This is a genomic window from Sphingomonas paeninsulae (assembly GCF_003660165.1).
Taxonomy (GTDB): domain Bacteria; phylum Pseudomonadota; class Alphaproteobacteria; order Sphingomonadales; family Sphingomonadaceae; genus Sphingomonas_O; species Sphingomonas_O paeninsulae.
This window is the reverse complement of record NZ_CP032829.1, coordinates 1,586,752-1,609,275: the sequence shown is the minus strand read 5'-3', so window position 1 is coordinate 1,609,275 and position 22,524 is coordinate 1,586,752. Positions and strand designations below refer to the sequence as shown.

Genomic DNA, 22,524 nt, shown 5'->3' with positions numbered 1-22,524 from the left:
CTGTCCTGGCCGACGCCGATCTTTAAGCCGCGACCAATGCCTCAGCAGCCTCGATCGAAGCAGCCTTTGCCTCGACCAGCTTCACAATATGTTCGATCATATCGGCGTCCTGAATCGTGTGATCGGTGACGCCCGACAGATAGACCATGTGCTTACCAGCGCCGCCGCCTGTCAGACCGATGTCGGTTTCGCGCGCTTCGCCGGGGCCATTCACGACGCAACCGAGGATCGAGAGCGAAAGCGGCGTGCGGATGTGCTGAAGCCGTTCTTCGAGCGCCTGCACAGTGCGGATCACGTCGAAGCCCTGACGCGCGCACGATGGGCAGGACACGACGCGGACGCCGCGATTGCGGATGCCAAGCGCCTTCAGAATTTCAAAGCCGACGCGGACTTCTTCTTCGGGTTCGGCGCTCAAGGACACGCGGATGGTGTCGCCGATGCCGTACCAAAGCAGACTGCCCATGCCGATCGAGGATTTGACCGTACCGCCGATCAGTCCACCCGCTTCGGTGATACCGAGGTGAAGAGGACAATCGACCGCTTCGGCAAGTTGCTGATACGCGGCAACGGCAAGGAACAGATCGGATGCCTTTACCGCGACCTTATAGTTGCGGAAGTCGTGATCCTCGAGCAGCTTGATATGATCGAGCGCGCTTTCGACGAGTGCCTCGGGACAAGGCTCACCGTATTTTTCGAGCAGATCTTTTTCGAGGCTGCCCGCGTTCACACCGATGCGGATTGCGCAGCCATTGGCCTTTGCCGCGTTGACGACTTCACGGACACGTTCCGCCGAACCGATATTGCCGGGGTTGATGCGCAGACAGGCCGCGCCCGCGTCGGCAGCTTCGAGTGCGCGTTTATAGTGGAAGTGGATGTCGGCAACGATCGGCACGCGCGATGCGCGAACAATCTGTTTCAGCGCAGTCGTGCTTTCGACATCGGGGCAAGACACGCGGATGATATCGACCCCCGCGTCTTCGCAACGGCGAATCTGGTCGATCGTCGCCTTTGCATCGCTGGTGGGTGTGTTCGTCATCGTCTGGACCGTGACGGGCGCATCGCCGCCAACGGGGACGTTGCCGATCATGATCTGGCGAGACTGGCGGCGTGTGATGTCACGCCATGGACGCAGAGAGGACATGGGGGTTCCTATACGCGGGAGTTAGGGCGGGGGCAATTCGGGTCAGTTCCGATTGGCGATCCATTCTGCTGCCAGTTTTCCAGCCTGAGCGATGACGGCTTCCTGAACGGACACAGCGTCGCCTCCCCGAACAGGTGCTTCGTAAAAGACAGATACGACAAAGGGTGTGACAGTTTCGCGACGCCAGACGATGGCGACATCATTATATTTGCTGGCGATAAAAGTCGGGCCGGGTTTTTGGCCGGTCATCGTACCGGTCTTGTCACCTGCACGCCAATCGGAGGGCAACCCCGCCCGGATACGATGCGTCCCCGTTTTGGTGGCAATCGTCCACGCGATCAACCGGTCGCGACTGGCGGGTTTCAGCAATGATCCCGTGAAAATACCGCTGAGCAAGACGGCCATTGCGGCAGGCGTTGTCGTATCGCGAATGTCGGTGCCGTGGCTGTAATTGAGTTCGGGTTCATAGTGGTCGAGGCGACTGGTCGGATCACCGGCCTCCCGGAAAAAAGCCGTCAGTGCCGCTGGGCCACCGATATGTTTGAGCAGCAGATTTGCGGCTCCATTATCGCTGACGCTCTGCGCTGCTTCGGCCAGATCGACGATGGACATACTTCCCCTGGCAAGATTGGCGCGCGTAACCGGGGAGTTGCCGGGGAGATCGGATGCAGCAAACGAGAGTTTCCGGTTCAGGTCGATTGCCCCCGCATCTGCCGCCGCAAAGACAGCGGCGACGAGCGGAAGTTTGAATGTCGAACACATCGTAAAGCGTTCGGCGGCGCGATGGCCGGTGATCGAACCGGTGCGGGTATCGAAAACCGAAACGCCGAGTCGTCCGCCCGATGCCTTTTCAAGCGCGGCAAATTGCGGGGGAAAGCGGTCGGTCGCAGCAGCGGCGCGACTGGCAAGCAGCGGCAGACCGGCGCTGGCGACAAGGAGTTGACGCCGGTTGAACTGGATCGGTTTCACAATACAGCCTCTGTCTGGTGAATGCGGACGGCGAATATGCCCCGCCGGATGGCCGCCGTCAAAATGGCCGGAAATTTCATGAGTCGGCTCCCGTTGAGGCAGGTTTACAATAGTTGGATTGCCTGTGCGACGTTATGGACGGGTGAGTTTTACGCAAGGATAGTGCGACGATGACCGGATGGACGCTAGTGATTCACGGTGGGTCCGGGTCGATGACACGCGGGGTGCTTTCAACGGCCGATGACAATGCCGGGCGCGCAGGACTGGCTGCGGCTCTGGATGCCGGAGGTGATATTCTGCGCGGTGGCGGGTCGGCGCTCGATGCGGTCGAGGCCGCGGTTCGAGTGATGGAGGACGACCCGGTGTTCAACGCCGGGCGCGGGTCAGTGTTTACCGCCGAGGGCCGGATCGAGTGCGATGCTGCGATCATGGACGGATCGGGTCGCACGGCTGGCGCGGTAGCGGGGGTTCGGACGACACGGCATCCGGTTTCGCTGGCGCGTGAGGTGATGACGAACAGCGCCCATGTGTTTCTGGCGGGCGCGGGAGCCGACAGTTTTGCCCGTGCGCACGGCGTGGAGGCCGCCGAACCGGCGTGGTTCGAGACGGTCGAACGGCGGCGACAACTGGATGAGATTTTGGCGAACCCCGATGCCCCGTTCGATTCCGGCATGAAATATGGAACGGTCGGCGCAGTGGCTGTCGATAGCGCGGGCCATGTCGCGGCGGCGACGTCGACCGGGGGACTGACCGGCAAACGCTGGGGCCGCGTCGGAGATTCGCCACTGATCGGGGCGGGAACCTATGCCGACGACCGGGCTGCGGCGGTTTCGTGCACGGGGGCGGGTGAGTTTTTCATTCGGCTGGGTGTGGCGCACGAAATTTGCGCGCGGATTAGGCTGACGGGATTGAGCGTTGACGATGCCGCGCGAGAGATGATCGCGGAACTGGGCGTGATGGGCGGCAAAGGCGGCCTGATCGCCGTTGGCCCGGACGGTGTCGGAACATGGAATTTCAACACGCCGGGCATGTACCGGGGCCGGGTCTCTTCACACAGACAAGCCGAGGTTGCGATTTATGGCGATGAATAAATGGCCGGTTCGCGGGCTGGCGTTGGTTGCCATGCTATCGGCCAGTCCGGCGTTCGCGTGGTGGGAATATGGGCATGAAACGGTAGCGAAAATCGCGCTGACGCAGGCGACGCCCAAAACACGCGACGCGATCCGCCGGCTGATCGCGCATTCGGCCGAACTGGCGACGCCGACCTGTCCGATCCGCAACATTGCGGAGGCCAGCGTCTGGGCAGACTGCATCAAGCCGCTGAAGGGGTCGGATGGCAAAAGCCGGTTCGGCTATGCGTATAGCTGGCATTTTCAAGACGTGGACGTGTGTAAGCCGTTCGATGTGGCGACGCCGTGCGCCGATGGGAATTGCGTGTCGGCGCAGATTACGCGGCAGGCAGCGTTGCTGGCCGACCGGCGGTTGAGCGCGAAAGAACGGTTGATCGCGCTGGCGTTTCTCGTCCATTTCGTTGGCGATTTGCACCAGCCATTGCACGCGGGCGAGCATGAGGATCAGGGCGGGAACAAGGTCGCGGCAACTTACGGAATTGTGTCGAGCAAGCGGACCAACCTGCATTCGATCTGGGACGGGTATCTGGCCGAGCGGGCGATTTCTTCGCCGCCCGCCGGCCCCAACGGGATATTGGCTGGCGTTTCACAGGCGCAGCGCCGGACGATTGCGGGGGGTACAGTGATCGACTGGAGCCGCGAGAGCTGGGCTGTGTCGCGGGATTCGGCTTATGCGGTGGCGCTGGGCGATCCGTGTGTGACGGGAATTACCGGGCATCTGGACGATGCGCAGATTGCGGCATTGGTCCCGGTGGTGCGGTTGCAGGTTTTACGCGGCGGGCTGCGGCTGGGGCGGATGTTGAACCGGGCGCTGGGTTAGCGGGGTTTGTTCTTTGAAACGAATGGCTCCCTCATATCAACGAGGGAGCCATCCCGAATTATTGAACCGTAACGCTGACAGCGCGACGGTTTTTGGCATAAGCGGCTTCGTCCGATCCGATCGCGTCGGGGCGTTCCTTGCCATAGCTGATCGTGGTGATGCGGCCTGCCGATACGCCAAGCGCGACAAGTGCGTTCTTGGCGGCATTGGCGCGACGATCACCCAAAGCGAGGTTGTATTCGCGCGTTCCCCGCTCATCGGCATGACCTTCGACGGTCACACGGACGTTCGGATATCGGGCGAACCATGCGGCCTGCGACTGGAGAGTCGATTGTCCGGGCTGATCGACTTCGGAGGAGTCGGTGGCAAAGAACACGCGGTCAGCTGCGACGCTGGCAACGAAATCTGCCTGGCTGCCGGGAGCGGCACCGGGATTCATCGGCGGCGGTGCCTGTTGCGCGCTGTTATCGACCGGCGGTGGCGGCAATTCCTTCGGTGGCTTTTTCGCACATGCGCCGATGGCGAGCAGCGATGCTGCCAGCAGCAGCTTGGTTCCGAATGCCTTCATGTTCGTTCTCCTTCAGTCTAAACTCGTTCAAGGCAGCAATGGGCCCCAGGTGGGGTCGGAGCCGTCAACGGGCGTAGGCAGTTTGCGCTCATTCACGCCGGTCAGGTCAACCTGAAAAAGGTTCGACTTGCCGCCGCGACCTTGCGTAGTGCGAAAAAACTGAATGACACGCCCGTTTGGCGACCACGTAGGCGCTTCATCCTGCCAGCTATTGGTCAACAACCGTTCGCCAGTTCCAGAGGGTGTCATAACACCGATTCGGAAATTACCCGCGATCTTTGTGAACGCGATCAAGTCACCACGCGGGCTCCATTCGGGAGTGGCATAACGGCCGCTCCCAAAGCTGATGCGCTGCTGGTTCGAACCGTCGGCATCCATGACGTAAAGTTGCTGGGTTCCCGAACGATCGCTTTCAAAAACGATCCGCTTGCCGTCGGGCGAAAAGCTGCCGCCGACATCGATGCCGGGCGAAGTCGTCAGGCGGCGTGGCGTGCCTCCAGCAGCGGGGATGCTGTAGATATCGGTGTTGTTGGCGACCGACATCGAATAGAGAATCGTGCGGCCATCGGGCGACCAGCGTGGGGCAAAAGTGGTGGTTGCGCTTTCGGTGACGAGGCGCTGTTTACCGGTGCCGAGGTCGTAGATGTAGATGCGCGGGCTTTTGCCGGCATAGCTCAGATAGACGATCGATTTGTAATCGGGCGAAAAGCGCGGAGTCAGGACGATGTTCTGGCCGTTGGTCAGAAAGCGGTGGTTCGCACCGTCCGAATCCATGATCGCGAGCCGTTTGACGCGGTGATCCTTCGGACCGGTTTCGGCAATATAGGCAACGCGGCTGTCGAAGAACGGGCTTTCACCGGACAGGCGGGCGTAGATGGCGTCGGCACATTTGTGAGCCGCTCGCCGCCAGTCGCGCGGAGCGACGACATAACCTGCGCGGGTCAATTCGGTCTTCAATGCGACATCATAGAGGTAGCAGCCGACGGTCAGGTCGCCGCCGGGGTTGGCGCGGACGAAGCCCTGAACCAGAGCGGCCGCTCCGGTGCCGGGCCAATATGAGTAATCGGGGGCAGTGACTTCGGGAAACCCGATCGCGCGGACGCCGCCGGGGCCCATCGGTTTGAACAACCCGGAATTGCGGAGGTCGGTCGCAACGACTTCGGCGACTTGTTTGCCAAGCGCGTCGGTCGGCCCAGCTTCGGTCGAAGCGACGGCGGGGGTCGGCATGGGCGGCACGGCGATGACGACGTCGTTCGAGGCTTCGTCGGTCACATCGACCTTGATCTGTGCGTTGGCGACCGATGCGATCAAGGCCAGCGCGGCAATACCGAGGCGTAAGGGAAGCTTTATCATTGGGACAACTTTCTGTCGAAGCTGACGGGTTCCAGCAGTTTCCATGAATCGTAGAATTCAGCGGGGAGCGAGAATGGTGCGGCGAGTTTCACGGCTTTGATCGCAGCTTCCTGATGCAGACGGACCTGCCCGCGGTTGCTGTCTGTTACACCCGTCGTCCCGATTGCGCGAACCGCGACGACGCTGCCGTCACGCGCCAGACTGATGCTGAGCTGCGTGCGGAGGAGTTCGGCATCGGCGCCGGTGGGTGAATGCCAGAATGGTTTGAGCTGGCGGAGAACTTCGCGGCCGAGCGAGGCTTCGACGGCGGGACCGGCCGCGGCGCGGGGCGTCGTGCTGGCGCTTTTGTTCGGTTGCGCACTCGATACGCCGGGAGTGTCGGTCAGCCCGGCGATCAGACTGCGGCTAAGACCGGGGCGACGACGGGGGCGAGCATCGGCGGTGGTGGGCGGCGTTTTCGCGGCAGCGGGTTTCGCCGGTGTCGGCTTAGCGATGCTTGGTTTGACCACGGGTTTTGGAGGCGCGGGCTTAACCGGGGCCGGTTTTGCGACGGGTTTCGGCGGCGCGACCGGCTGCGGAGTCGGGGCCGGCCGGGTCGGGGTCGGTGGGGTCGGAGCAGGCTTTGGGGCAGGCTCAGGCGTTGGTTGCGGCTCGGGCGCTGCCTCCTCCGGAGTGCCGACATCGGGAGTTTCACGAGCGGCCGGCGGCGTTGGCGACGGGTTTGGCACAGTGTCAGTCAGGCCAACCTTGTCGACGATCTGAATGTCCATCGCCTGAGTTTTCGGCACGATCGGTTTGGTCGCGGCAAACAGGCCAAGCGACAGCACCGCGAACAAGACGATATGACCGGCAAGCGAAATGCCGACGCCGGTCCGTTCAGTGCGATCCATCAACCGGCTCCGCAGACGCAAGCGGAGAGAAGGGCGTGAATCACGGCGCGTCCTTCGACACGGTCACCAATGCAACGCGATTCAATCCGGCGCGGTTCAATTCACCCATGACGCGCATGACGCGGCCATACCCGAGCGCTTCGTCGGCACGCAGGAAAATCTGGGGCGGCTTGTCGGCATCACGCGCGGCAATTCGTGTCAACGTATCGGGCAAATCGGTGCTGCTGACTTCGGCATCGTTCACGAACAGCCGACCATCGGCATCGAGCGATATCGCGACGGGCTTCTGATCCTGATCGAGCGCCTTTGCCCGCGCATCGGGCAGGTTCACCGGCACGCCCGCAACCAGCAATGGCGCGGTAACCATGAAAATGATGAGCAGCACCAGCATCACGTCGACCATTGGCGTGACGTTGATTTCAGCCATCGGCGCGCGGCGGCCACGGGTACGGGAGGACGGCGGCAAGATCATTGCCCTCCTCCTATTGAGAAGGGCAGTTTTTCGTTTGTGATATCCATCACGCAGCCTGATCCAGTTCGCGGCTGAGCGTTGCATGGAAGCTGTCGGCAAAACGACCGAGACGCGCTTCGAGGCGGTTCAGGCGATGACTGAAACGGTTATACGCAATGACCGCAGGGATAGCTGCGAACAGGCCCAGTGCGGTCGCAAACAGGGCCTCGGCAATACCGGGGGCCACGACGGCGAGCGAGGTGTTCTGCGCCGCCGCAATGCCCGCAAAGCTGCGCATGATGCCCCATACCGTGCCGAACAGGCCAACGAATGGTGCGACCGAGCCGACCGTTGCCAGCACGTTCAGCCGATCAGCGAGCTTGTCGATTTCATTAGCGACAGCCGATCCAAGCGCGTTGGATAAGCGAGCGCGGGTTCCCTCGCGGTCGATCGGCTTGGACCGGATCGACGCGCGCCATTCGGCAAAGCCAGCCTGAAAAACCTGTGCGCTGGGGAACGGGGATGCCTGATGGCTGCGTGCAAATGCCTCGATATCGTCGGCTTTGGCAAAGTCGCGCTCGAAGCGTTCGGACTCCTTTGCCGTGCGGCCAAGCTTTAGCCATTGCGAAACGATGATGCTCCACGTCCAGATACTGGCGGCGATAAGCAGCAGCATTACCGCCTTCACGACAATATCGGCCTGAAGGAACATCGCGACCGGGGACAGGGACACGGCATCGGTGGCTAGTGCAACGGAAGGCATTAGTTCTCCTGATTCAAACGCGCGAAGGCAACGACCCATTCCTTTGGCTGACGGCGTGGTTTGCCATCGAGCGTCAGGAAAGCGGCGGTAACTTCGGCTTCGGTAAGTATTTCGTCAGCGCGCATGACTGTCTGATGAATTGTTGCGGTCGCAGCACCGACATCGACCACATGGCTGACAACGGTCAGGTCTTCATCAAGGCGTGCGGGGCGGCGATAACGGATCGCAAGCGCGGAGACGGCATAAACCCCCTCTCCCGCATCGAACGCCGCACGTTGTTCGATACCGAGCGCACGCAGCATGTCTGAACGGGCGCGTTCCATGTAACGCAGATAATTCGCGTGATAGACGACACCGGACAGATCCGTGTCCTCAAAATACACGCGCACCGGGAAACGGTGAGACGCACCTTCGAAGCGCCCGGCAGGAGGAATATCGTTAACCACCGGCCAGCCTTACCGGTTGCGACGAGTTGAGGGAATCCCCCCTGCCCCTTATCCGTCGAACAGCCCGTCTTGCGCGCCGGGTGGCGGATTGAGGCCCAGATGTTTCCAGCCCAGTGCATTCAGACAGCGACCGCGCGCTGTGCGGGCGACAAGGCCGAGCTGGATTAAATACGGCTCGATGACTTCCTCTATCGTATCGCGTGGTTCGCTGAGGCCGGCGGCAAGCGTTTCGACGCCGACGGGGCCGCCGCGATAAATGTCTGCGATCATCGTCAGGTAGCGACGGTCCATCGCGTCGAGGCCGAGGTTATCGACCTCCAGCCGGGTGAGTGCGGCATCTGCGATCTTTGCAGTGACAATCGCGTCGCCAGCAACATTCGCAAAATCCCGGACACGACGGAGCAGGCGACCGGCGATGCGGGGCGTGCCGCGCGACCGTTTGGCGACTTCAGCGGCACCGTCAGGGGCGATGCCGAGGTCGAGCAGCATGGCGGCGCGCGTGACGACCTTTTCCAGTTCGGGGACGGTATAGAAATGCAAACGGACGGGGATGCCAAAGCGGTCGCGCAGGGGCTGAGTCAGCAAACCCTGCCGCGTGGTTGCGCCGACAAGAGTGAATTTGGGAAGGTCGATGCGGACCGAACGCGCCGATGGACCTTCGCCGATGATGAGGTCGAGGCAGCGATCCTCCATCGCGGGATAGAGGATTTCCTCTACTGCGGGAGCGAGACGATGGATCTCGTCGATGAACAGGACATCGCCGTCCTCGAGGTTGGTCAGCAACGCGGCGAGGTCGCCCGATTTGGCAATGACCGGACCGGACGTCGCACGAAACCCGACACCGAGTTCGCGAGCGATGATTTGCGCCAACGTGGTTTTACCGAGGCCGGGAGGGCCGAAAAACAGGACGTGGTCGAGGGCGTCTCCGCGAGATTTTGCGGCTGCGATAAAGATGCGCAGGTTTTCGCGCGCGGCCTTTTGCCCGACGAACTCGTCAAGGGTTTTCGGGCGCAGAGCGGCGTCCACGTCTTCGGGACGGCGGGCGGGGGTCAGGATGCTGTCGGTATCGTCCATTCAGGACGATCCCTAGCCGCTGACGCCGCCGCCTGTCGAGGCGGCGGCGGTGTTTGGCTTAGGCTTAGTAGAACGCGCCGTAGATGACGTCGGCGATGCGACCACTACCGTGCTGCACGAGCAACAAATCAGGTCCATAACGCACCCAGCGATAGCCGGGAGGTGGCGGCCCAACGCCGAGCGAGGCGTAGTTACTGTAATAATAGGCGCTCGACAGGAACAGGCTCGGCAGGATCAGGCCGACCGACCAGCGGCGATAACGATAGCCACGGGGGTAGCTGAACGACGGACCGTGGATCGGTCGAAAGTTCGGCGGACGCCCTGCGCCGGGACGATGCGGACGGTTTGGACCAACGATCGGCCGAACCGGGCGCGGCGGACGAGCGCCGTTGCCGGGACGTGGCGGCTGAATCTGGGGGCCACCGTTACCCGGCCGTGGCGGCTGAGGGCGACCGGGGCGCGGAGGCTGAATCTGGGGTCCGCCGTTTCCGGGTCGGGGCGGCTGGATCTGCGGGCCTCCGTTTCCGGGGCGGGACGGCTGACCACCGTTTCCGGGACGTTGTGGCCTGGCCTGCCCGTTGCCGGGTGCAGGGCGGGTTACACCTTGTCGGGGCTGTTCTTGAGCCAATGCGATATCAGGGGCAATCAGCGCGATGGCGCTGGCTGCCAACAGGAGCTTCTTCATTGCATCCTCCGTTTTACGACGAACGGAAGCTAGACGGCTAAAATCCGCGCGGCAAGCTGTTGGATCAGGCGCGCGATGCTTTTTTCAGGGCAACGCGAACGAGCGCGTCGAGGTTTGCGCCCGCGCCAAGTTCTTCATCGGCCTTTGCCACAGCGAGTGTTGCTTCGGCGGGGCGGAAGCCGAGGTTGATGAGCGCCGAAACCGCATCGCTCGCCGCTCCCGCTACCGCGACGACACCGGGTGCACCGAGAGAGATTGCGCCGACCTTGCCCTTCAGTTCGTTGACGATGCGGCCCGCGAGCTTCGGGCCGACCCCGTTTGCCCGCGCGACCATAGCGGCGTCTGCACTGGCGATGGCGCGGCTGAGTTCACTGGCGTCGAGGACCGACAATATGCTGAGCGCGACGCGGCCACCGACACCCTGTACCCCGGTCAGCAGGCGGAACCATTCGCGTTCGCTCGCCGATCCGAATGCGAAAAGGGTCAGCGAATCCTCACGGACCTGCATTTCGATGTAGAGCATCACATTGCCGCCGGAGGGGCCGATAACGTTGAGGGTCCGGGCCGACGCCTGCACCAGATAACCGACACCGCCGACGTCAATGACCGCATGATCGGTGGCGGTTTCGGCAAGCGTTCCGGTAAGGCGTGCGATCATGGTTAGTCCCTAGCCAGTTGCCGGGCGAAGTCGAGACACGGCAGCAGCCACGCTAAGCTTTAAGCCGGCGCGCGCTTGCCAGATGATGCGCGTGGGTGATCGCCACTGCCAGAGCATCCGCCGCGTCAGCACCGTCGATCTTCACACCGGGGAGCAATCGCCCGATCATGGCATGAACCTGCGCTTTTTCCGCCGCGCCGGTGCCGGTGACAGCCTGTTTTACGAGACGCGGGGCATATTCGCCGACTTCGACCTGTCTGGAACCGAGGCAACCGAGCAGCATTCCGCGCGCCTGTGCCAGTTTCAGCGTGGATTGGGCGTTCTTGTTGACGAACACCTCCTCCATCGCCGCATGACGCGCATCATGGGCCGCGACGATTTGGTTCAGTGCCTCACCCAGCAAGGCAAGCCGATGCGAGAGCGGATGTGCCGCATCGGTTTTAATCCGGCCGTTGGCGATGTGCGTCAGCCGGTTTCCTTCGGAAAAGATGACGCCCCAACCAGTCGTGCCGAGGCCCGGATCGATGCCGAGGATGATCAAATTTATTGACCCAGTTTTTCCATGACTTCGTCGGGAACGTCGTAATTGCCCCAGACGGTTTGAACATCGTCGTCGTCGTCGAGCTGGTCGAGAAGCTTCATCAGCGTCGCGGCGTCGGCTTCGGTGACAGTCACCATAGTTTGCGGACGCCAGGCGAGCTTTGCGCCCTCCCCTTCGCCGAGGGTTGCTTCCAGCGCCTTGGCGACGTCGTGCAGATCGCCGATCTCGGTCCAGATTTCATGGCCGTCCTCGCTGGAGGAAACATCCTGCGCGCCAGCTTCGAGTGCGGCTTCGAACACGGTATCTGGATCGCCAGCCTTTGCAGGATAGACGATCAGGCCCATCCGGTCGAAGCCGTGGCTGACCGATCCGCCAGCCCCCATGTTGCCGCCGTTTTTGGAAAAGCCCAGCCGCACGTTGGTCGCGGTACGATTGCGGTTGTCGGTCAACGCTTCGACGATCAGCGATACGCCACCGGGGCCGAAGCCTTCGTAGCGCATTTCCTCGTAATTCTCGCCGTCGGCTCCGCTCGCCTTGGATATTGCGCGCTGGATATTGTCGTTCGGCATTGATTGCGCGCGTGCGGCAATGATCGCCGAACGCAGACGCGCGTTCATGTCGGGATCGGGGAGGCCGGATTTCGCCGCGACGGTAATTTCGCGACTCAGTTTCGAAAACGCAGCCGAGCGTTTCTTATCCTGTGCACCTTTGCGGTACATGATGTTCTTGAACTTCGAATGGCCTGCCACGCACGCCTCCCCTAAAAAGTTTTACGCCAGCCCAGTTTTAAGCGAGACCGAGCGCATCGCGATAGGTTTCGAGCAGCGCGTCCATTTCGTCGCGGTCGTTCTTTTCCATACGGCGCAGGCGGACGATGGCACGCATGATCTTTGTATCATAGCCCTGCCCCTTGCTCTCTGAATAGACATCGCGAATGTCGTCGCTGATGCCCTTTTTCTCTTCTTCGAGCCGCTCAATACGTTCGATGAACAGGCGCAACTGGTCGGCCTGGATAATATCGCTCATTAGAATCCCCGGATTGAAAATCGAAGCGCGGCTCTAGGGGAGAGACGCGCCAGTCTCAACCGTTGTTGTTGATCGAGAGCCGGGTGACATGACCCATCTTGCGCCCCGGCGACGCTTCATGCTTCCCATACAGGTGAACATGAGCACCAGTCTGGGCGAATAATTCGGGCCAGCGCGAGGCATCTTCGCCGATCAGATTTCGCATGACGACGTGCGGCGCGACGAGGGCGGTGTCGCCGAGTGGCAGGCCGCAAACGGCACGGATGTGGTTTTCGAATTGCGACGCGACCGCGCCTTCGATCGTCCAGTGGCCGCTATTGTGAACGCGCGGGGCCATTTCGTTGAACACCGGGCCATCGGCGCTGGCGAAGAATTCGACGGCCATGACACCGACATAATCGAGCGCGTCGGCGATGCGGGTTGCGATGGCCTTTGCTTCGTCCAACTGGGCAAGGACGTCGGCGTGCGGCGGGATCGCGGATGTCGCAAGTATGCCATCAACATGGACGTTTTCGGGAACGTCCCAGACAGTGCTGATGCCGTCCTGCCCGCGTGCGACGATGACCGAAAATTCGTGGTCGAATGCAACCATTGCTTCCAGAATCGCGGGGCTGCGACCGATGGCTTCATAAGCTGTGTCAGCGTCTTCACGAGATATGATTCGCGCCTGGCCTTTGCCATCGTAGCCGAAACGCGTGGTTTTCAGAATTGCAGGCGTGCCGACCGAAGCCATCGCCACGTCAAGGTCTTCGCGTGAATCTACGATCGCCCAATTGGCCGTGATCGCACCCTGTTCATGCGCAAAGGTTTTTTCCGCCACACGATCCTGCGCGATTCGCAGCGCGTTTAGGGGCGGGTGCAGCGGCACCAGTGCAGCCAGAGTCTCCAGCGGATCGGCGTCAACGTTTTCAAACTCATAGGTCGCGACGTCGATATCGGCCGCAAATGCCTTCAGAGCCTCGCGGTCGTCATAAGCCCCTTGTGTCCAGCGTGGTGCCACATCGGCCGCAGGACCACTCGGTTCGGGGCTATAGATATGCGATCGGTAGCCGAGCTGGGCCGCGGCGATGGCAAGCATCCGCCCAAGCTGTCCCCCGCCGATAATCCCGATCGTCGACCCCGGTGCCAGTATCTTCATATGGGACGGTCAGCCACGCTTGCCGTCTGATCGCTGCGCCATGCATCGAGCTTTTCCGCCAAGGCATTGTCCGACAGTGCGAGGATGGACGCCGCAAGCAGCCCGGCATTAATTGCGCCCGGACGACCGATCGCCAGCGTCCCCACGGGAATCCCGCCAGGCATCTGCACAATCGACAACAGGCTATCCATGCCCTTCAACGATTTCGATTCGATCGGCACGCCAAGCACCGGAAGCCTTGTCATCGATGCCGCCATGCCGGGAAGATGCGCCGCGCCACCCGCGCCCGCAACGATCACCTTCAGGCCGCGCGATGCGGCACTCTTCGCATATTCGAACAATCTATCAGGTGTGCGATGAGCCGACACGATGCGTGTTTCATAGGCGACGCCCAGCGCGTCGAGCGTTTCTGCGCACGCCATCATCGTAGCCCAATCGGACTGGCTACCCATGATGATGCCAACAAACGGTCCGGTTTCGCCCACGCTTCATCCCCCGACGCCCGACAAGGCGGGCCATGAAGCCTCAGCCTCTTAGGCGGCGGGCGGGAACGAAGCAACGCTGTCATCGTATTGTAAGGCAACGTTCGATGTAGTTAAGTTCAAAATGGGGGTACATAGTGCAAGATACCATCACGCGACTGGTCGATGAGAATCGTTTATTGCGAGATGAACTGGCATCGCTGCGTCTGCGCCTGGATGAGGTAGAGCGTCTTGCCGACATGGATACACTCACACCGCTACCCAATCGCCGCTGTTTCGTGCGCGAGGTCGAGCGGGTGGTTAGTCAGGTTGCCCGCTATGGCGAAGCGGCGACGGTGGTGTTTGTCGATGTCGATGGCCTGAAGGCCATCAACGATCGCCACGGACACAGTGCCGGCGATGCTGCATTGATCCACGTTGCGAATCTGCTGCGACGGGAGATTCGCGCTGGCGATCTGGTTGCACGGATCGGTGGCGACGAATTTGGGCTGTTGCTCGACCATCTGGACGAAACGAAAGCGACCGCAAAGGCCGTTGCGCTGATGAGCGCGCTACAGGCCACTCCTCTCGAACTTAGCGGCGCATCCTTGATCATCGGCCTGTCCATGGGCGTTGCGACGGTGAAGGCCGATGACACGGTCGACACGCTGCTGGCCCGCGCCGATGGGCGGATGTACGCTGCGAAAGCGGCCCAGCGCCTGACCGACCGGCGTTCGACCGATCAGCGTTCGGAGAGGTAATAGCGGTCCTTCGCGGTCAGATCGTCCGCCAATTCATAAACGATTGGCTGACCGGTCGGGATTTCCAGACTTGTGATCTCATCATCCGAAATGCCCGACAGATGCTTGACCAGCGCGCGCAATGAATTGCCGTGCGCCGAAATCAGGACGCGCTTTCCCGCCTTTAGTTTGGGCGCGATCCGGGCCTCCCAATAGGGGAGCACGCGCGCAATCGTGTCCTTCAGGCTTTCGGTCTGGGGAATCGGGACGCCGTGATAGCGAACGTCCTTCGACATATCCCAGGGGCTGCCTTCTTCAGGCAGGGGTGGCGGAATATCGAAGCTGCGCCGCCAGATCTTGACCTGATCTTCACCGTGCAGCGCCGCCGTCTCCGCCTTGTCGAGGCCGGTCAGCCCCCATAATGCCGCTCGTTCAGCCGCCAGTCTTTTTCGACGGGAAGCCACAGACGGCCCATCGCCTCCAGCGAGAGATTGAGCGTCTTGATCGCGCGGGTCTGGAAACTGGTGAAGGTCAGGTCGAAATCGAGCCCCTTGGCCTTCATCAACTCGCCTGCTGCCCAAGCCTCACCCACGCCCTTTTCAGTGAGATCGACGTCCCACCAGCCGGTAAACCGGTTTTCGAGGTTCCACGCCGACTGGCCGTGGCGAATGAGGACAAGTGTCGGCATGATCAGCGTTCCCGATTTATTGGTCGGCCGCGCGATAATCGGCAAACTGCATCACGTCCACTGGTCAGAGGTCACAGGCACTGGTCAGAGGTCACAGGTCGTCGATCATCCCTGCCAGCACGGCGAGGCAATCGCGCCCCATCTGACGCGACCGCTCCGGCGACCAGCCATGTCGCGGATCGGGCGCGTCGTCATTGTCCTTGAACGGCATTTCCAGCGTCATGCTGACGGCACCGAAGCGTTCGGCGAGCTGGTTGGTGGACATGGAAAGATTGGCTTTCCCCGCACCTGCTGTCGGATAGCCATGCTGTGTCTGGAAATCGACGGTGCGGGCCGCAAGCTCGTTGGCAAACCGTGTGTAGAGATCGCCCTGACGCTGAGTCCATGAGGGGATACCATCGAACCCGGCCACGAAAACATGGGGAATAGCCTCGTCCCCATGAACATCCATTGCAAAATCGACGCCGGTTTCATCCATGATCGCGCGGACGTGCCAAACCTCAGGGCTGCGATCGAGACTCGGCGCGTGCCATTCGCGATTGAGGTTCACGCCAACGCTATTGGTGCGCAAATGACCGCGTGCGCTGCCATCGGGATTCATGTTCGGCACGACGTAAAAAGTAGCCGCAGCCAAAAGCTTTTGCGCGACGGGGTCGTCCGATACGAGCAGGTCCAGCGCCCCCTCCATCCACCATTCGGCCATCGTTTCGCCGGGATGCTGGCGCGCATAGAGCCAGACCTGGAGATTACCCCCGCCGAGCGTCAGCAAGTCGATTGGGCGGCCATCGAGCGTCTGGGCAAGGACACGGTGTTCAACATGATCGTGCGCGGCGATTCGCGCGATCAGCGAATGATGCTGTTCGTTGGAATAGGGCGCAAAATAAGCGAACCAGACGCAGCCCTCTGTCGGGGTGTGCCGGATTGTCAGCACTCCATCGGCATAGGCCGTGTCGGCGCAGGTCCAGTCTTTGCCATCCTCACTGACCCGAGCGCTATAGTCGTTCCACCCGAGCGGATAAGCCGAACCGCCACAGTTGGTGATTCGCAGCTCCAGTTCGGCTCCCGCGGCATCGGCGACGCGGAAATAGAACCACTGGTAAAAGTCCGAATCCTTGTCGCTACGAATCGCGAGGTCGAACTTTGCGCCATTCGCCTTCAGAACCTCGATATTGCCGCCGTCGAAGTCGCTCGTGATGCTGATGCTCACTGAACGGTCACCGTGCGGCCCGACACGCCGGGGAAGTCGCTAAACAAGGCTGCTGCCAGCTTGTCGGCGGCAAGGCCCGGCTGCGATGCCGGTGCGTTCGAACTCGCCTCTGTATTGGCGCGGCCTTCCCAGACGGTCGTTCCATTAGCCCGTTCGGTGATTCGGACTGATATTCGCGTCGATACGTTTTGGATGCTGCGCTTGCGACCAATAGGAAAGCTGAGACCAACGCCTACGCCCACACCGCTGCCATAACCCCCGGTTCCGCCGCCAAGACCCACCGAAACCGGCGAGCGGCGCGGTCCGGCATCGCGAGTGTCGCGGGCCTCACGCTGGAAATCGACAGCGACGATATACCGGGCACTGGGTGATTCGACGGTAGCAAAGCCGAGACGGTTCAATTCACGCGTTACCGCCGCTTCATAGGTCGCCCGCTCAAGGCCGACTGCGGGAGAAAGCGCGATCGTGCCCGGCGCAATCGCACCGTCCAAATGGAAGCGCGTGACCTGCACAGGCGGAATACTCGCGGCACATCCACCGAGAGCGAGGGCCGTTACGAGTGCAAGCGAACGGATACGCATGGGCAAACTCCTGAGGTCGGGTAATTCAAGGTAGATAACGAACGAGTCGAGATCATGGCGCATTCGTCTTGACTTCGCCACGCCTCAGCCGTAGGCGCGGCGCTCCAATTTTCCAGACAATTTTTTACCGAAAAGTCACCCGCACATGAAGATCCGCAACTCGCTGAAGTCCCTCAAGGGCCGTCACCGCGACAACCGCGTTATCCGCCGTCGCGGGCGCACGTATGTTATCAACAAGACGAATCGCCGGTTCAAAGCCCGTCAGGGCTGATCCTGCTGCCGGCGTCACCGACGCCGGCATCGTTGTTGAGACAGGCTTAAATCCAGTCTCCATCTAGTCCCGATGTCCCTTCAGTTCGTCGCCGGTCAGGCGCACGACGTGAAGAACATTGGTTGATCCCGGCGTTCCGAAGGGCACACCGGCGAGTACGATCACGCGTTCGCCACCGATCGCGAGTCCGTGACGCAGCGCCATGCGCTTTGCCTTTGCCACCATCTCTTCGAAGCTGGCGATCTCACGCGTGCTGACCGCATGAACGCCCCATAGCAGCCCAAGGCGGCGCGCTGTCTGAAGCTTTGGGGTCAAGACAAGCAACGGCACTGATGGGCGCTCACGAGCCACCCGCCGCGCCGTCGAACCCGATACCGTGAAACAAATGATCGTGCGCGCGCCGACGGTCGATGCGATTTCGCGCGCGGCGTCGGCAAGGGCATCGGCGGTCGTCGCATCGGCCTTGATTTCATTGAAGTGCAGCCGTGCGGCAAAGCCGGGGTCGGCCTCTACCGACATGGCGATCCGGTCCATCATTGCGACCGATTCGACCGGCCATGCGCCCGCTGCCGATTCGGCGGACAGCATCACCGCATCGGCTCCGTCATAAATCGCATTGCCGACGTCGGAGACTTCGGCGCGTGTGGGCGTAGGAGCCGTGATCATCGATTCGAGCATTTGCGTCGCAACGACCACCGGCCGTCCCATGCGTCGGGCAATCTCGACGATACGCTTTTGGGCGGGCGGCACGGCTTCGGGTGGCAGTTCAACGCCGAGATCGCCGCGCGCGACCATGACAGCGTCGGCCAGTTCGACGATTTCCTCAAGCCGTTCGAGTGCGGCTGGCTTTTCGATCTTTGCCAGCAGCGCCGCTTTACCCCCGATCAGCTTGCGCGCTTCGGCAAGATCTTCGGGGCGCTGAACGAACGACAGTGCGATCCAGTCTACACCCTGTTCCAGTGCAAATGCGAGATCACGGCGGTCCTTTTCGGTCATTGCCGTTACTGGCACGACCACATCCGGCACATTCAACCCCTTGCGATCGGACAATATTCCGCCGACCTCGACGCGCGTGATGACATGGTCTTCGGCCATTTCGGTCACACGCAGAACAAGTTTGCCGTCGTCAAGCAACAGGCGCGCACCGAGTTCCAGCGCGTCGAATATTTCACGATGCGGAAGGCATACGCGCGTCGAATCTCCCGGTTTCGTGCTGCGATCGAGCCGAAAGCTGCTTCCCGTCGCCAGTGTCGCTTTTCCACCCGCAAACGTCCCGACGCGCAGCTTTGGCCCCTGAAGATCGGCGAGAATGGTGGTCGGGCGTCCGAGCGTTTTTTCCATCGCGCGAATGGCCGCGATAACGGGCGCGTGATCGGCGTGGGTGCCGTGGCTCATGTTGACACGGAAAGCGTCCGCACCGGCGCGGGCAAGGCGCTCAATCATTTCGGGAGTGTTGCTGGCGGGACCGAGCGTAGCGAGAATGCGGACTTTGCGAGCGCGGGGCGCGAGTTGGCGAAGCAAGCTGGTCTCTCCTGGACTGTTCGCCCCTGGGATAGACCCTAAATGCGACCCGTCAAAGATCGAGGGGGCCAGCCGGACGTTTTTTCCGACTGACCCCGATCAGACTGTTACGTGCCAATCAGGCAGCGCGGGTTCCCGACATCGGCGATGTTCCGAAAGCCCCCGCTTTCACGCCACCCGTCAGCGTCTCGCCGTCGATTGTGGCGTTGCATTCGAGCACCATCGGCATCGGAACCTTCATGTCCATCGTCCAGGTCAGCGTGTTGCCGTCAACCTTTCCGTCCGTAATATCCATCGAACCCTGAGCGCCCGAATTAGAACCGGTAAACGTGTTGCCATCGACAACAACGGTCAGCACCGTTTTCAGTTCACCAAGCGGGGATTTCGTTACGCAATCCCACTTTCCCGATACATCCGACATAATCTTCTCCTTTTGGACCGACGCTATTTCGCGACCGGCAGTTGAACGGTTTCAAGCGGCAAGCCCAGCTTTTCGAGTTGCGGCTTCACCTTTGCGGCATCACCAACGACAACGAAAACGAGCTTGTTCGGATCGATGGCAGCACGCGCTGCCTTATCGAAGTCTGCGGCGGTCATCGCGCGATATCGGTCCGCCAAAGTCTCGTAGAAATTATCCGGGCGGCCCAGATAGATGATCCGCTGCATTGCGCCGAGCACGGCGTCGGACGTTTCGAAATTACCCGGCAGTTCACGAATACTGCCGTTGACCGTGCGCTCCAGTTCCTCAGGTGTCGTACCCTTCGGTCCCAGGAACGTTTTGATATCGGCAATCAGCGCGGCGACCGAATCTCCGGTGCGGTCGGCCTGCACCGGCGCGTTGATCATATAAGGTACGCGATTCTCCAGCGTGGGAATGCTGGCGCTGACCCCATAGGACCAACCCTTCGTTTCGCGCAGGTCGGTGTTCAGGCGGGACAGGAATGAGCCGCCCAGAACGTCATTTGCCTGACGCAGCACGATCAGCGCATCGTCTTTTCCTTCGTTAGCAAGCACCTGTCCGCCGGCGATGACCGACTGTGGCGATCCGGGTCGATCGACGAGATAGATTTTCGTTGCGGCATTTGCCGGGATCGGTGCGGCAAAGCTTTTACGTGGGCGCGCCATGCGATCGGTCGGCCAGTTGCCGAAGCTCGATTCGAGGAGCGGTTTCAGCGTTGCCATATCGGTGTCGCCGACCACGAAAATCGCGGCATTGCCAGCGTAGAGCCAGTCATGATGGAAACCGGCAATGGCATCGCGTGAGATTTTAGCGACCGAAGCTGCATCGCCCAAGCCGCTGAATGGACGGCCGTAGGGATAGGCGGCCCCATAGAGTTTGCCCGGCAGGACATAGCTGGCAACGCCGTTCGGCTGGCTGAGTTGCGCAGAGATTGCCGCAAGTTGTTGACCGCGCAGCCGTTCGACTTCCTTGGGGTCGAAGGCAGGGTTGCGAACGATATCGGCCAACAAATCAAGCGATGCACCGAGGTTCGGGGTCAGTGCGTAAAGCCCCACGTTGCTGCGGTCGATCCCGCCCCCGCTCGAAATCGTCGCACCGAGGCGCTCCTGCGCTTCGGCAAGCTGGACAGAGGTCTTTGTCTTCGTCCCCTCATCGAGCAGCGCCATGGTCAGCGATTGCAGGCCCAGCGTATCGGCGGGATCGGCCGACGACCCTGCATCGAAACTGACCGACACGCGGACCACCGGCACCGCGGGGCGGCGGGCAAAATAGACCGATATGCCGTTGGCGAGCGTTGTGCGTTCGATTGCCGGAAATTTCAGCGGCGGGAACGCGCCAACCGGCGGTGCTGTGCGTGTCGGTTTCGGCGGAACCGAGGCAGTCGTCACGGCAGGAGCGGGAGCAGCACCCGTTGCATCGTCGCCCGCCAACGCCATCGCCGCAGGCGATGTGTCGCGCGGTCCCGGTTCGATGGTCAGGTTGAATACCGGCCTCGACAGCCATTTCCGCGATGCGGCCATGACCGTCGCAGGCGTTTGTGCGGCCAGTTCGGCGAGGTCTTTCTTATATTTCTGCGGATCGTCCGAATAGACCAGCCCCTCTGCGAGCGCGACCGCTTTGCCCCCAAAGCCGCCGACCGATTCATAACCACCGATCGTGGCCGAGATCGATCGCGTCGCGACGCGGCGAACCTCGTCGGCAGTGGGACCGTTCTTTAGGAAGTCGGCGACGATGGCATCAATCTTTTTGCCGACTGCAACGGGGTCCGCGCCGGGTTTAACATTGGCCGATATCGTGAAGATACCGACCTGTTCGAACGCCTCCACACTGGCCGAAACGCTAATCGCGCTCTGGTCGCCGCGCACCAGTGCATTGTCGAGGCGGCTTGATGACAGCCCTCCCAATACCGACGCAGCGACTTCCAACGCGGTGGTGTCGGCACCGTTCACGCCCTCAACCGCCCAACGTCGTTCGACGCGCGTATAGGGCACACGGTCTTTCAGGACTTTCGTCACTGGCGCAGCGAGTGTCGGAACCGGTGCCTCGACCCGCGTTATCGCCGGACCGCGCGGGATATCGCCGAACCATTTTGTCACCAGCGGTTTCGCGGTTTTGGCGTCGATATCGCCAGCGAGAACCAGCACAGCATTGTCCGGGCCGTACCTTGCCCGGAACCAGTTTTTCACATCGGTCAGGCTGGCACCGTTCAGGTCGGCCATCGAACCGATTGTGGTGTGATGATAGGGATGGCCGACGGGGAACAACGTCGCCTGCACCGTATATTCGGTCAGCCCGAACGGTTCGTTGTCGCCCTGTCGCTTTTCGTTCTGGACGACCCCGCGCTGGTTATCGAGCTTGGTCTGATCGATGCCACCAAGCAGATGACCCATGCGGTCGCTTTCGAGAAACAGCGCGGTCTGTAAAGCACCGGTCGGCACGGTTTCAAAATAATTCGTGCGGTCGAACCATGTCGTGCCGTTATAATCGGTCCCGCCGATCTGTTGCAGCGGTGTGAAGAAATCCTCGGGCGCATTTTCCGAACCGTTGAACATCAGATGTTCGAACAGATGAGCGAAGCCAGTCTTGCCTGCGGGCTCATCCTTCGACCCGACATGATACCAGACCGACAGCGCGACGACGGGTGCTTTACGGTCGGTATGAACCAGCACGCGCAGGCCGTTGGGCAGCGTGAAAGCCTCATACGGAATATCGACTTTTGCGACCAGCGCCGCAACCTGCGCGGGTTCGGGAGCCGCATAGGCGGGGCCTGCGAACAGGAGAGGAAGCGCGATTAACAACCGGCGATGGGGCATGGGACGCATCCTGACAGCAAACGAATTTGTCGCGGTGTTTAAGCAGAGGGAGACGGTCGCGCAACAATTGACCCGCTTCATATCAGTCGGTTGCGAGGTCGGCTTTCAGCGCGCAGGATGTCACCAACC

Annotated in this window: 25 protein-coding genes and 1 pseudogene; 4 read left to right on the top strand and 22 right to left on the bottom strand. The window is 61.3% G+C overall.

Features of this window, described 5'->3' with window-relative positions; translation table 11 throughout:
- Positions 1–22: 22 nt before the first annotated feature.
- Both ispG and bla read right to left on the bottom strand, forming a co-directional pair.
- On the bottom strand, positions 23–1,141 hold the full coding sequence (ispG, locus tag D3Y57_RS13415; RefSeq protein ID WP_121153400.1) for a flavodoxin-dependent (E)-4-hydroxy-3-methylbut-2-enyl-diphosphate synthase: 1,119 nt from the start codon (positions 1,139–1,141) through the stop codon (positions 23–25).
- A gap of 42 nt (positions 1,142–1,183) precedes the next feature.
- Positions 1,184–2,110: a class A beta-lactamase gene (bla, locus tag D3Y57_RS13410; protein WP_162987115.1), complete on the bottom strand. Its 927-nt coding sequence runs from the start codon at positions 2,108–2,110 to the stop codon at positions 1,184–1,186.
- A gap of 170 nt (positions 2,111–2,280) precedes the next feature.
- Here bla and D3Y57_RS13405 point away from each other — a divergent pair, with 170 nt between their 5' ends.
- Positions 2,281–3,201 (top strand): isoaspartyl peptidase/L-asparaginase family protein, encoded by a 921-nt coding sequence (locus D3Y57_RS13405; RefSeq protein ID WP_121153398.1) that lies wholly within the window; start codon positions 2,281–2,283, stop codon positions 3,199–3,201.
- Entirely contained in the window at positions 3,194–4,060 is an 867-nt protein-coding gene (locus D3Y57_RS13400) for a S1/P1 nuclease (protein WP_121155910.1), read from the top strand. The genes D3Y57_RS13405 and D3Y57_RS13400 overlap by 8 nt, the downstream gene beginning before the upstream one ends.
- A 58-nt stretch (positions 4,061–4,118) precedes the next feature.
- Here D3Y57_RS13400 and pal read toward each other — a convergent pair whose 3' ends face one another.
- From pal to purE, 14 genes are all read right to left on the bottom strand, one after another.
- On the bottom strand, positions 4,119–4,628 hold the full coding sequence (gene pal / locus D3Y57_RS13395) for a peptidoglycan-associated lipoprotein Pal (protein WP_121153397.1): 510 nt from the start codon (positions 4,626–4,628) through the stop codon (positions 4,119–4,121).
- Between the two features lie 27 nt (positions 4,629–4,655).
- On the bottom strand, positions 4,656–5,978 hold the full coding sequence (gene tolB / locus D3Y57_RS13390; RefSeq protein WP_205590147.1) for a Tol-Pal system beta propeller repeat protein TolB: 1,323 nt from the start codon (positions 5,976–5,978) through the stop codon (positions 4,656–4,658).
- On the bottom strand, positions 5,978–6,871 hold the full coding sequence (locus D3Y57_RS13385) for a cell envelope biogenesis protein TolA (protein ID WP_121153395.1): 894 nt from the start codon (positions 6,869–6,871) through the stop codon (positions 5,978–5,980). The genes tolB and D3Y57_RS13385 overlap by 1 nt, the downstream gene beginning before the upstream one ends.
- A 40-nt stretch (positions 6,872–6,911) precedes the next feature.
- Complete coding sequence (gene tolR, locus D3Y57_RS13380; protein WP_121153394.1) at positions 6,912–7,343, bottom strand: protein TolR; 432 nt, start codon at positions 7,341–7,343, stop codon at positions 6,912–6,914.
- Between the two features lie 46 nt (positions 7,344–7,389).
- Entirely contained in the window at positions 7,390–8,085 is a 696-nt protein-coding gene (gene tolQ, locus D3Y57_RS13375; RefSeq protein ID WP_121153393.1) for a protein TolQ, read from the bottom strand.
- Complete coding sequence (gene ybgC / locus D3Y57_RS13370; RefSeq protein ID WP_121153392.1) at positions 8,085–8,531, bottom strand: tol-pal system-associated acyl-CoA thioesterase; 447 nt, start codon at positions 8,529–8,531, stop codon at positions 8,085–8,087. The genes tolQ and ybgC overlap by 1 nt, the downstream gene beginning before the upstream one ends.
- Positions 8,532–8,579: 48 nt before the next feature.
- Positions 8,580–9,605 carry a Holliday junction branch migration DNA helicase RuvB gene (ruvB, locus tag D3Y57_RS13365; protein ID WP_121153391.1) on the bottom strand — a complete coding sequence of 342 codons (1,026 nt, stop codon included), beginning with the start codon at positions 9,603–9,605 and terminating at the stop codon, positions 8,580–8,582.
- A 64-nt stretch (positions 9,606–9,669) separates the two neighbouring features.
- Positions 9,670–10,290 carry an RcnB family protein gene (locus tag D3Y57_RS13360; RefSeq protein WP_162987114.1) on the bottom strand — a complete coding sequence of 207 codons (621 nt, stop codon included), beginning with the start codon at positions 10,288–10,290 and terminating at the stop codon, positions 9,670–9,672.
- A gap of 64 nt (positions 10,291–10,354) precedes the next feature.
- Positions 10,355–10,948 (bottom strand): Holliday junction branch migration protein RuvA, encoded by a 594-nt coding sequence (ruvA, locus tag D3Y57_RS13355; RefSeq protein WP_121153390.1) that lies wholly within the window; start codon positions 10,946–10,948, stop codon positions 10,355–10,357.
- 52 nt (positions 10,949–11,000) lie between these two features.
- Positions 11,001–11,489: a crossover junction endodeoxyribonuclease RuvC gene (gene ruvC / locus D3Y57_RS13350; RefSeq protein ID WP_121153389.1), complete on the bottom strand. Its 489-nt coding sequence runs from the start codon at positions 11,487–11,489 to the stop codon at positions 11,001–11,003.
- A gap of 2 nt (positions 11,490–11,491) precedes the next feature.
- The gene (locus D3Y57_RS13345; RefSeq protein WP_121153388.1) at positions 11,492–12,238 is read right to left on the bottom strand and encodes a YebC/PmpR family DNA-binding transcriptional regulator; all 747 of its coding nucleotides are present in this window, start codon (positions 12,236–12,238) and stop codon (positions 11,492–11,494) included.
- 37 nt (positions 12,239–12,275) lie between these two features.
- Entirely contained in the window at positions 12,276–12,515 is a 240-nt protein-coding gene (locus D3Y57_RS13340) for a DUF2312 domain-containing protein (protein WP_121153387.1), read from the bottom strand.
- Positions 12,516–12,570: 55 nt separating this feature from the next.
- Entirely contained in the window at positions 12,571–13,653 is a 1,083-nt protein-coding gene (locus D3Y57_RS13335; protein WP_121153386.1) for a 5-(carboxyamino)imidazole ribonucleotide synthase, read from the bottom strand.
- Positions 13,650–14,105, bottom strand: a complete 456-nt coding sequence (purE, locus tag D3Y57_RS13330; RefSeq protein WP_121155906.1) for a 5-(carboxyamino)imidazole ribonucleotide mutase — start codon at positions 14,103–14,105, stop codon at positions 13,650–13,652. Before purE ends, D3Y57_RS13335 begins: the two co-directional genes overlap by 4 nt.
- 167 nt (positions 14,106–14,272) lie before the next feature.
- On the opposite strand from purE, the gene D3Y57_RS13325 reads away from it, so the two are divergent.
- The gene (locus D3Y57_RS13325; RefSeq protein WP_121153385.1) at positions 14,273–14,875 is read left to right on the top strand and encodes a GGDEF domain-containing protein; all 603 of its coding nucleotides are present in this window, start codon (positions 14,273–14,275) and stop codon (positions 14,873–14,875) included.
- Here D3Y57_RS13325 and gpmA read toward each other — a convergent pair.
- The 3 genes and pseudogenes from gpmA to D3Y57_RS13310 form a co-directional block, all read right to left on the bottom strand.
- A pseudogene (gene gpmA, locus D3Y57_RS13320) lies at positions 14,857–15,542 on the bottom strand (2,3-diphosphoglycerate-dependent phosphoglycerate mutase). The gene D3Y57_RS13325 and the pseudogene gpmA overlap by 19 nt on opposite strands.
- A 91-nt stretch (positions 15,543–15,633) precedes the next feature.
- Complete coding sequence (locus D3Y57_RS13315) at positions 15,634–16,749, bottom strand: M14 family metallopeptidase (RefSeq protein WP_121153384.1); 1,116 nt, start codon at positions 16,747–16,749, stop codon at positions 15,634–15,636.
- Entirely contained in the window at positions 16,746–17,330 is a 585-nt protein-coding gene (locus D3Y57_RS13310) for a DUF4136 domain-containing protein (RefSeq protein WP_121153383.1), read from the bottom strand. The genes D3Y57_RS13315 and D3Y57_RS13310 overlap by 4 nt, the downstream gene beginning before the upstream one ends.
- 145 nt (positions 17,331–17,475) lie before the next feature.
- Here D3Y57_RS13310 and ykgO point away from each other — a divergent pair, with 145 nt between their 5' ends.
- Positions 17,476–17,601: a type B 50S ribosomal protein L36 gene (gene ykgO / locus D3Y57_RS13305; RefSeq protein ID WP_004210176.1), complete on the top strand. Its 126-nt coding sequence runs from the start codon at positions 17,476–17,478 to the stop codon at positions 17,599–17,601.
- 63 nt (positions 17,602–17,664) lie between these two features.
- Here the strand turns inward: ykgO and pyk are convergent, their stop codons facing one another.
- The 3 genes from pyk to D3Y57_RS13290 form a co-directional block, all read right to left on the bottom strand.
- Positions 17,665–19,122 carry a pyruvate kinase gene (gene pyk, locus D3Y57_RS13300; RefSeq protein WP_121153382.1) on the bottom strand — a complete coding sequence of 486 codons (1,458 nt, stop codon included), beginning with the start codon at positions 19,120–19,122 and terminating at the stop codon, positions 17,665–17,667.
- A 118-nt stretch (positions 19,123–19,240) separates the two neighbouring features.
- Complete coding sequence (locus D3Y57_RS13295) at positions 19,241–19,543, bottom strand: hypothetical protein (protein WP_121153381.1); 303 nt, start codon at positions 19,541–19,543, stop codon at positions 19,241–19,243.
- 23 nt (positions 19,544–19,566) lie between these two features.
- On the bottom strand, positions 19,567–22,395 hold the full coding sequence (locus D3Y57_RS13290; RefSeq protein WP_239025833.1) for a M16 family metallopeptidase: 2,829 nt from the start codon (positions 22,393–22,395) through the stop codon (positions 19,567–19,569).
- Positions 22,396–22,524 lie beyond the last annotated feature (129 nt).

Coding starts and splice junctions, on each gene's coding strand:
- ispG (WP_121153400.1), bottom strand. CDS start 1,141: ATGTCCTCTCTGCGTCCATGGCGTGACATCACACGCCGCCAGTCTCGC.
- D3Y57_RS13405 (WP_121153398.1), top strand. CDS start 2,281: ATGACCGGATGGACGCTAGTGATTCACGGTGGGTCCGGGTCGATGACA.
- D3Y57_RS13400 (WP_121155910.1), top strand. CDS start 3,194: ATGAATAAATGGCCGGTTCGCGGGCTGGCGTTGGTTGCCATGCTATCG.
- pal (WP_121153397.1), bottom strand. CDS start 4,628: ATGAAGGCATTCGGAACCAAGCTGCTGCTGGCAGCATCGCTGCTCGCC.
- D3Y57_RS13385 (WP_121153395.1), bottom strand. CDS start 6,871: ATGGATCGCACTGAACGGACCGGCGTCGGCATTTCGCTTGCCGGTCAT.
- tolR (WP_121153394.1), bottom strand. CDS start 7,343: ATGATCTTGCCGCCGTCCTCCCGTACCCGTGGCCGCCGCGCGCCGATG.
- tolQ (WP_121153393.1), bottom strand. CDS start 8,085: ATGCCTTCCGTTGCACTAGCCACCGATGCCGTGTCCCTGTCCCCGGTC.
- ruvB (WP_121153391.1), bottom strand. CDS start 9,605: ATGGACGATACCGACAGCATCCTGACCCCCGCCCGCCGTCCCGAAGAC.
- D3Y57_RS13360 (WP_162987114.1), bottom strand. CDS start 10,290: ATGAAGAAGCTCCTGTTGGCAGCCAGCGCCATCGCGCTGATTGCCCCT.
- ruvA (WP_121153390.1), bottom strand. CDS start 10,948: ATGATCGCACGCCTTACCGGAACGCTTGCCGAAACCGCCACCGATCAT.
- D3Y57_RS13340 (WP_121153387.1), bottom strand. CDS start 12,515: ATGAGCGATATTATCCAGGCCGACCAGTTGCGCCTGTTCATCGAACGT.
- D3Y57_RS13335 (WP_121153386.1), bottom strand. CDS start 13,653: ATGAAGATACTGGCACCGGGGTCGACGATCGGGATTATCGGCGGGGGA.
- purE (WP_121155906.1), bottom strand. CDS start 14,105: ATGGGTAGCCAGTCCGATTGGGCTACGATGATGGCGTGCGCAGAAACG.
- D3Y57_RS13310 (WP_121153383.1), bottom strand. CDS start 17,330: ATGCGTATCCGTTCGCTTGCACTCGTAACGGCCCTCGCTCTCGGTGGA.
- ykgO (WP_004210176.1), top strand. CDS start 17,476: ATGAAGATCCGCAACTCGCTGAAGTCCCTCAAGGGCCGTCACCGCGAC.
- D3Y57_RS13295 (WP_121153381.1), bottom strand. CDS start 19,543: ATGTCGGATGTATCGGGAAAGTGGGATTGCGTAACGAAATCCCCGCTT.
- D3Y57_RS13290 (WP_239025833.1), bottom strand. CDS start 22,395: ATGCCCCATCGCCGGTTGTTAATCGCGCTTCCTCTCCTGTTCGCAGGC.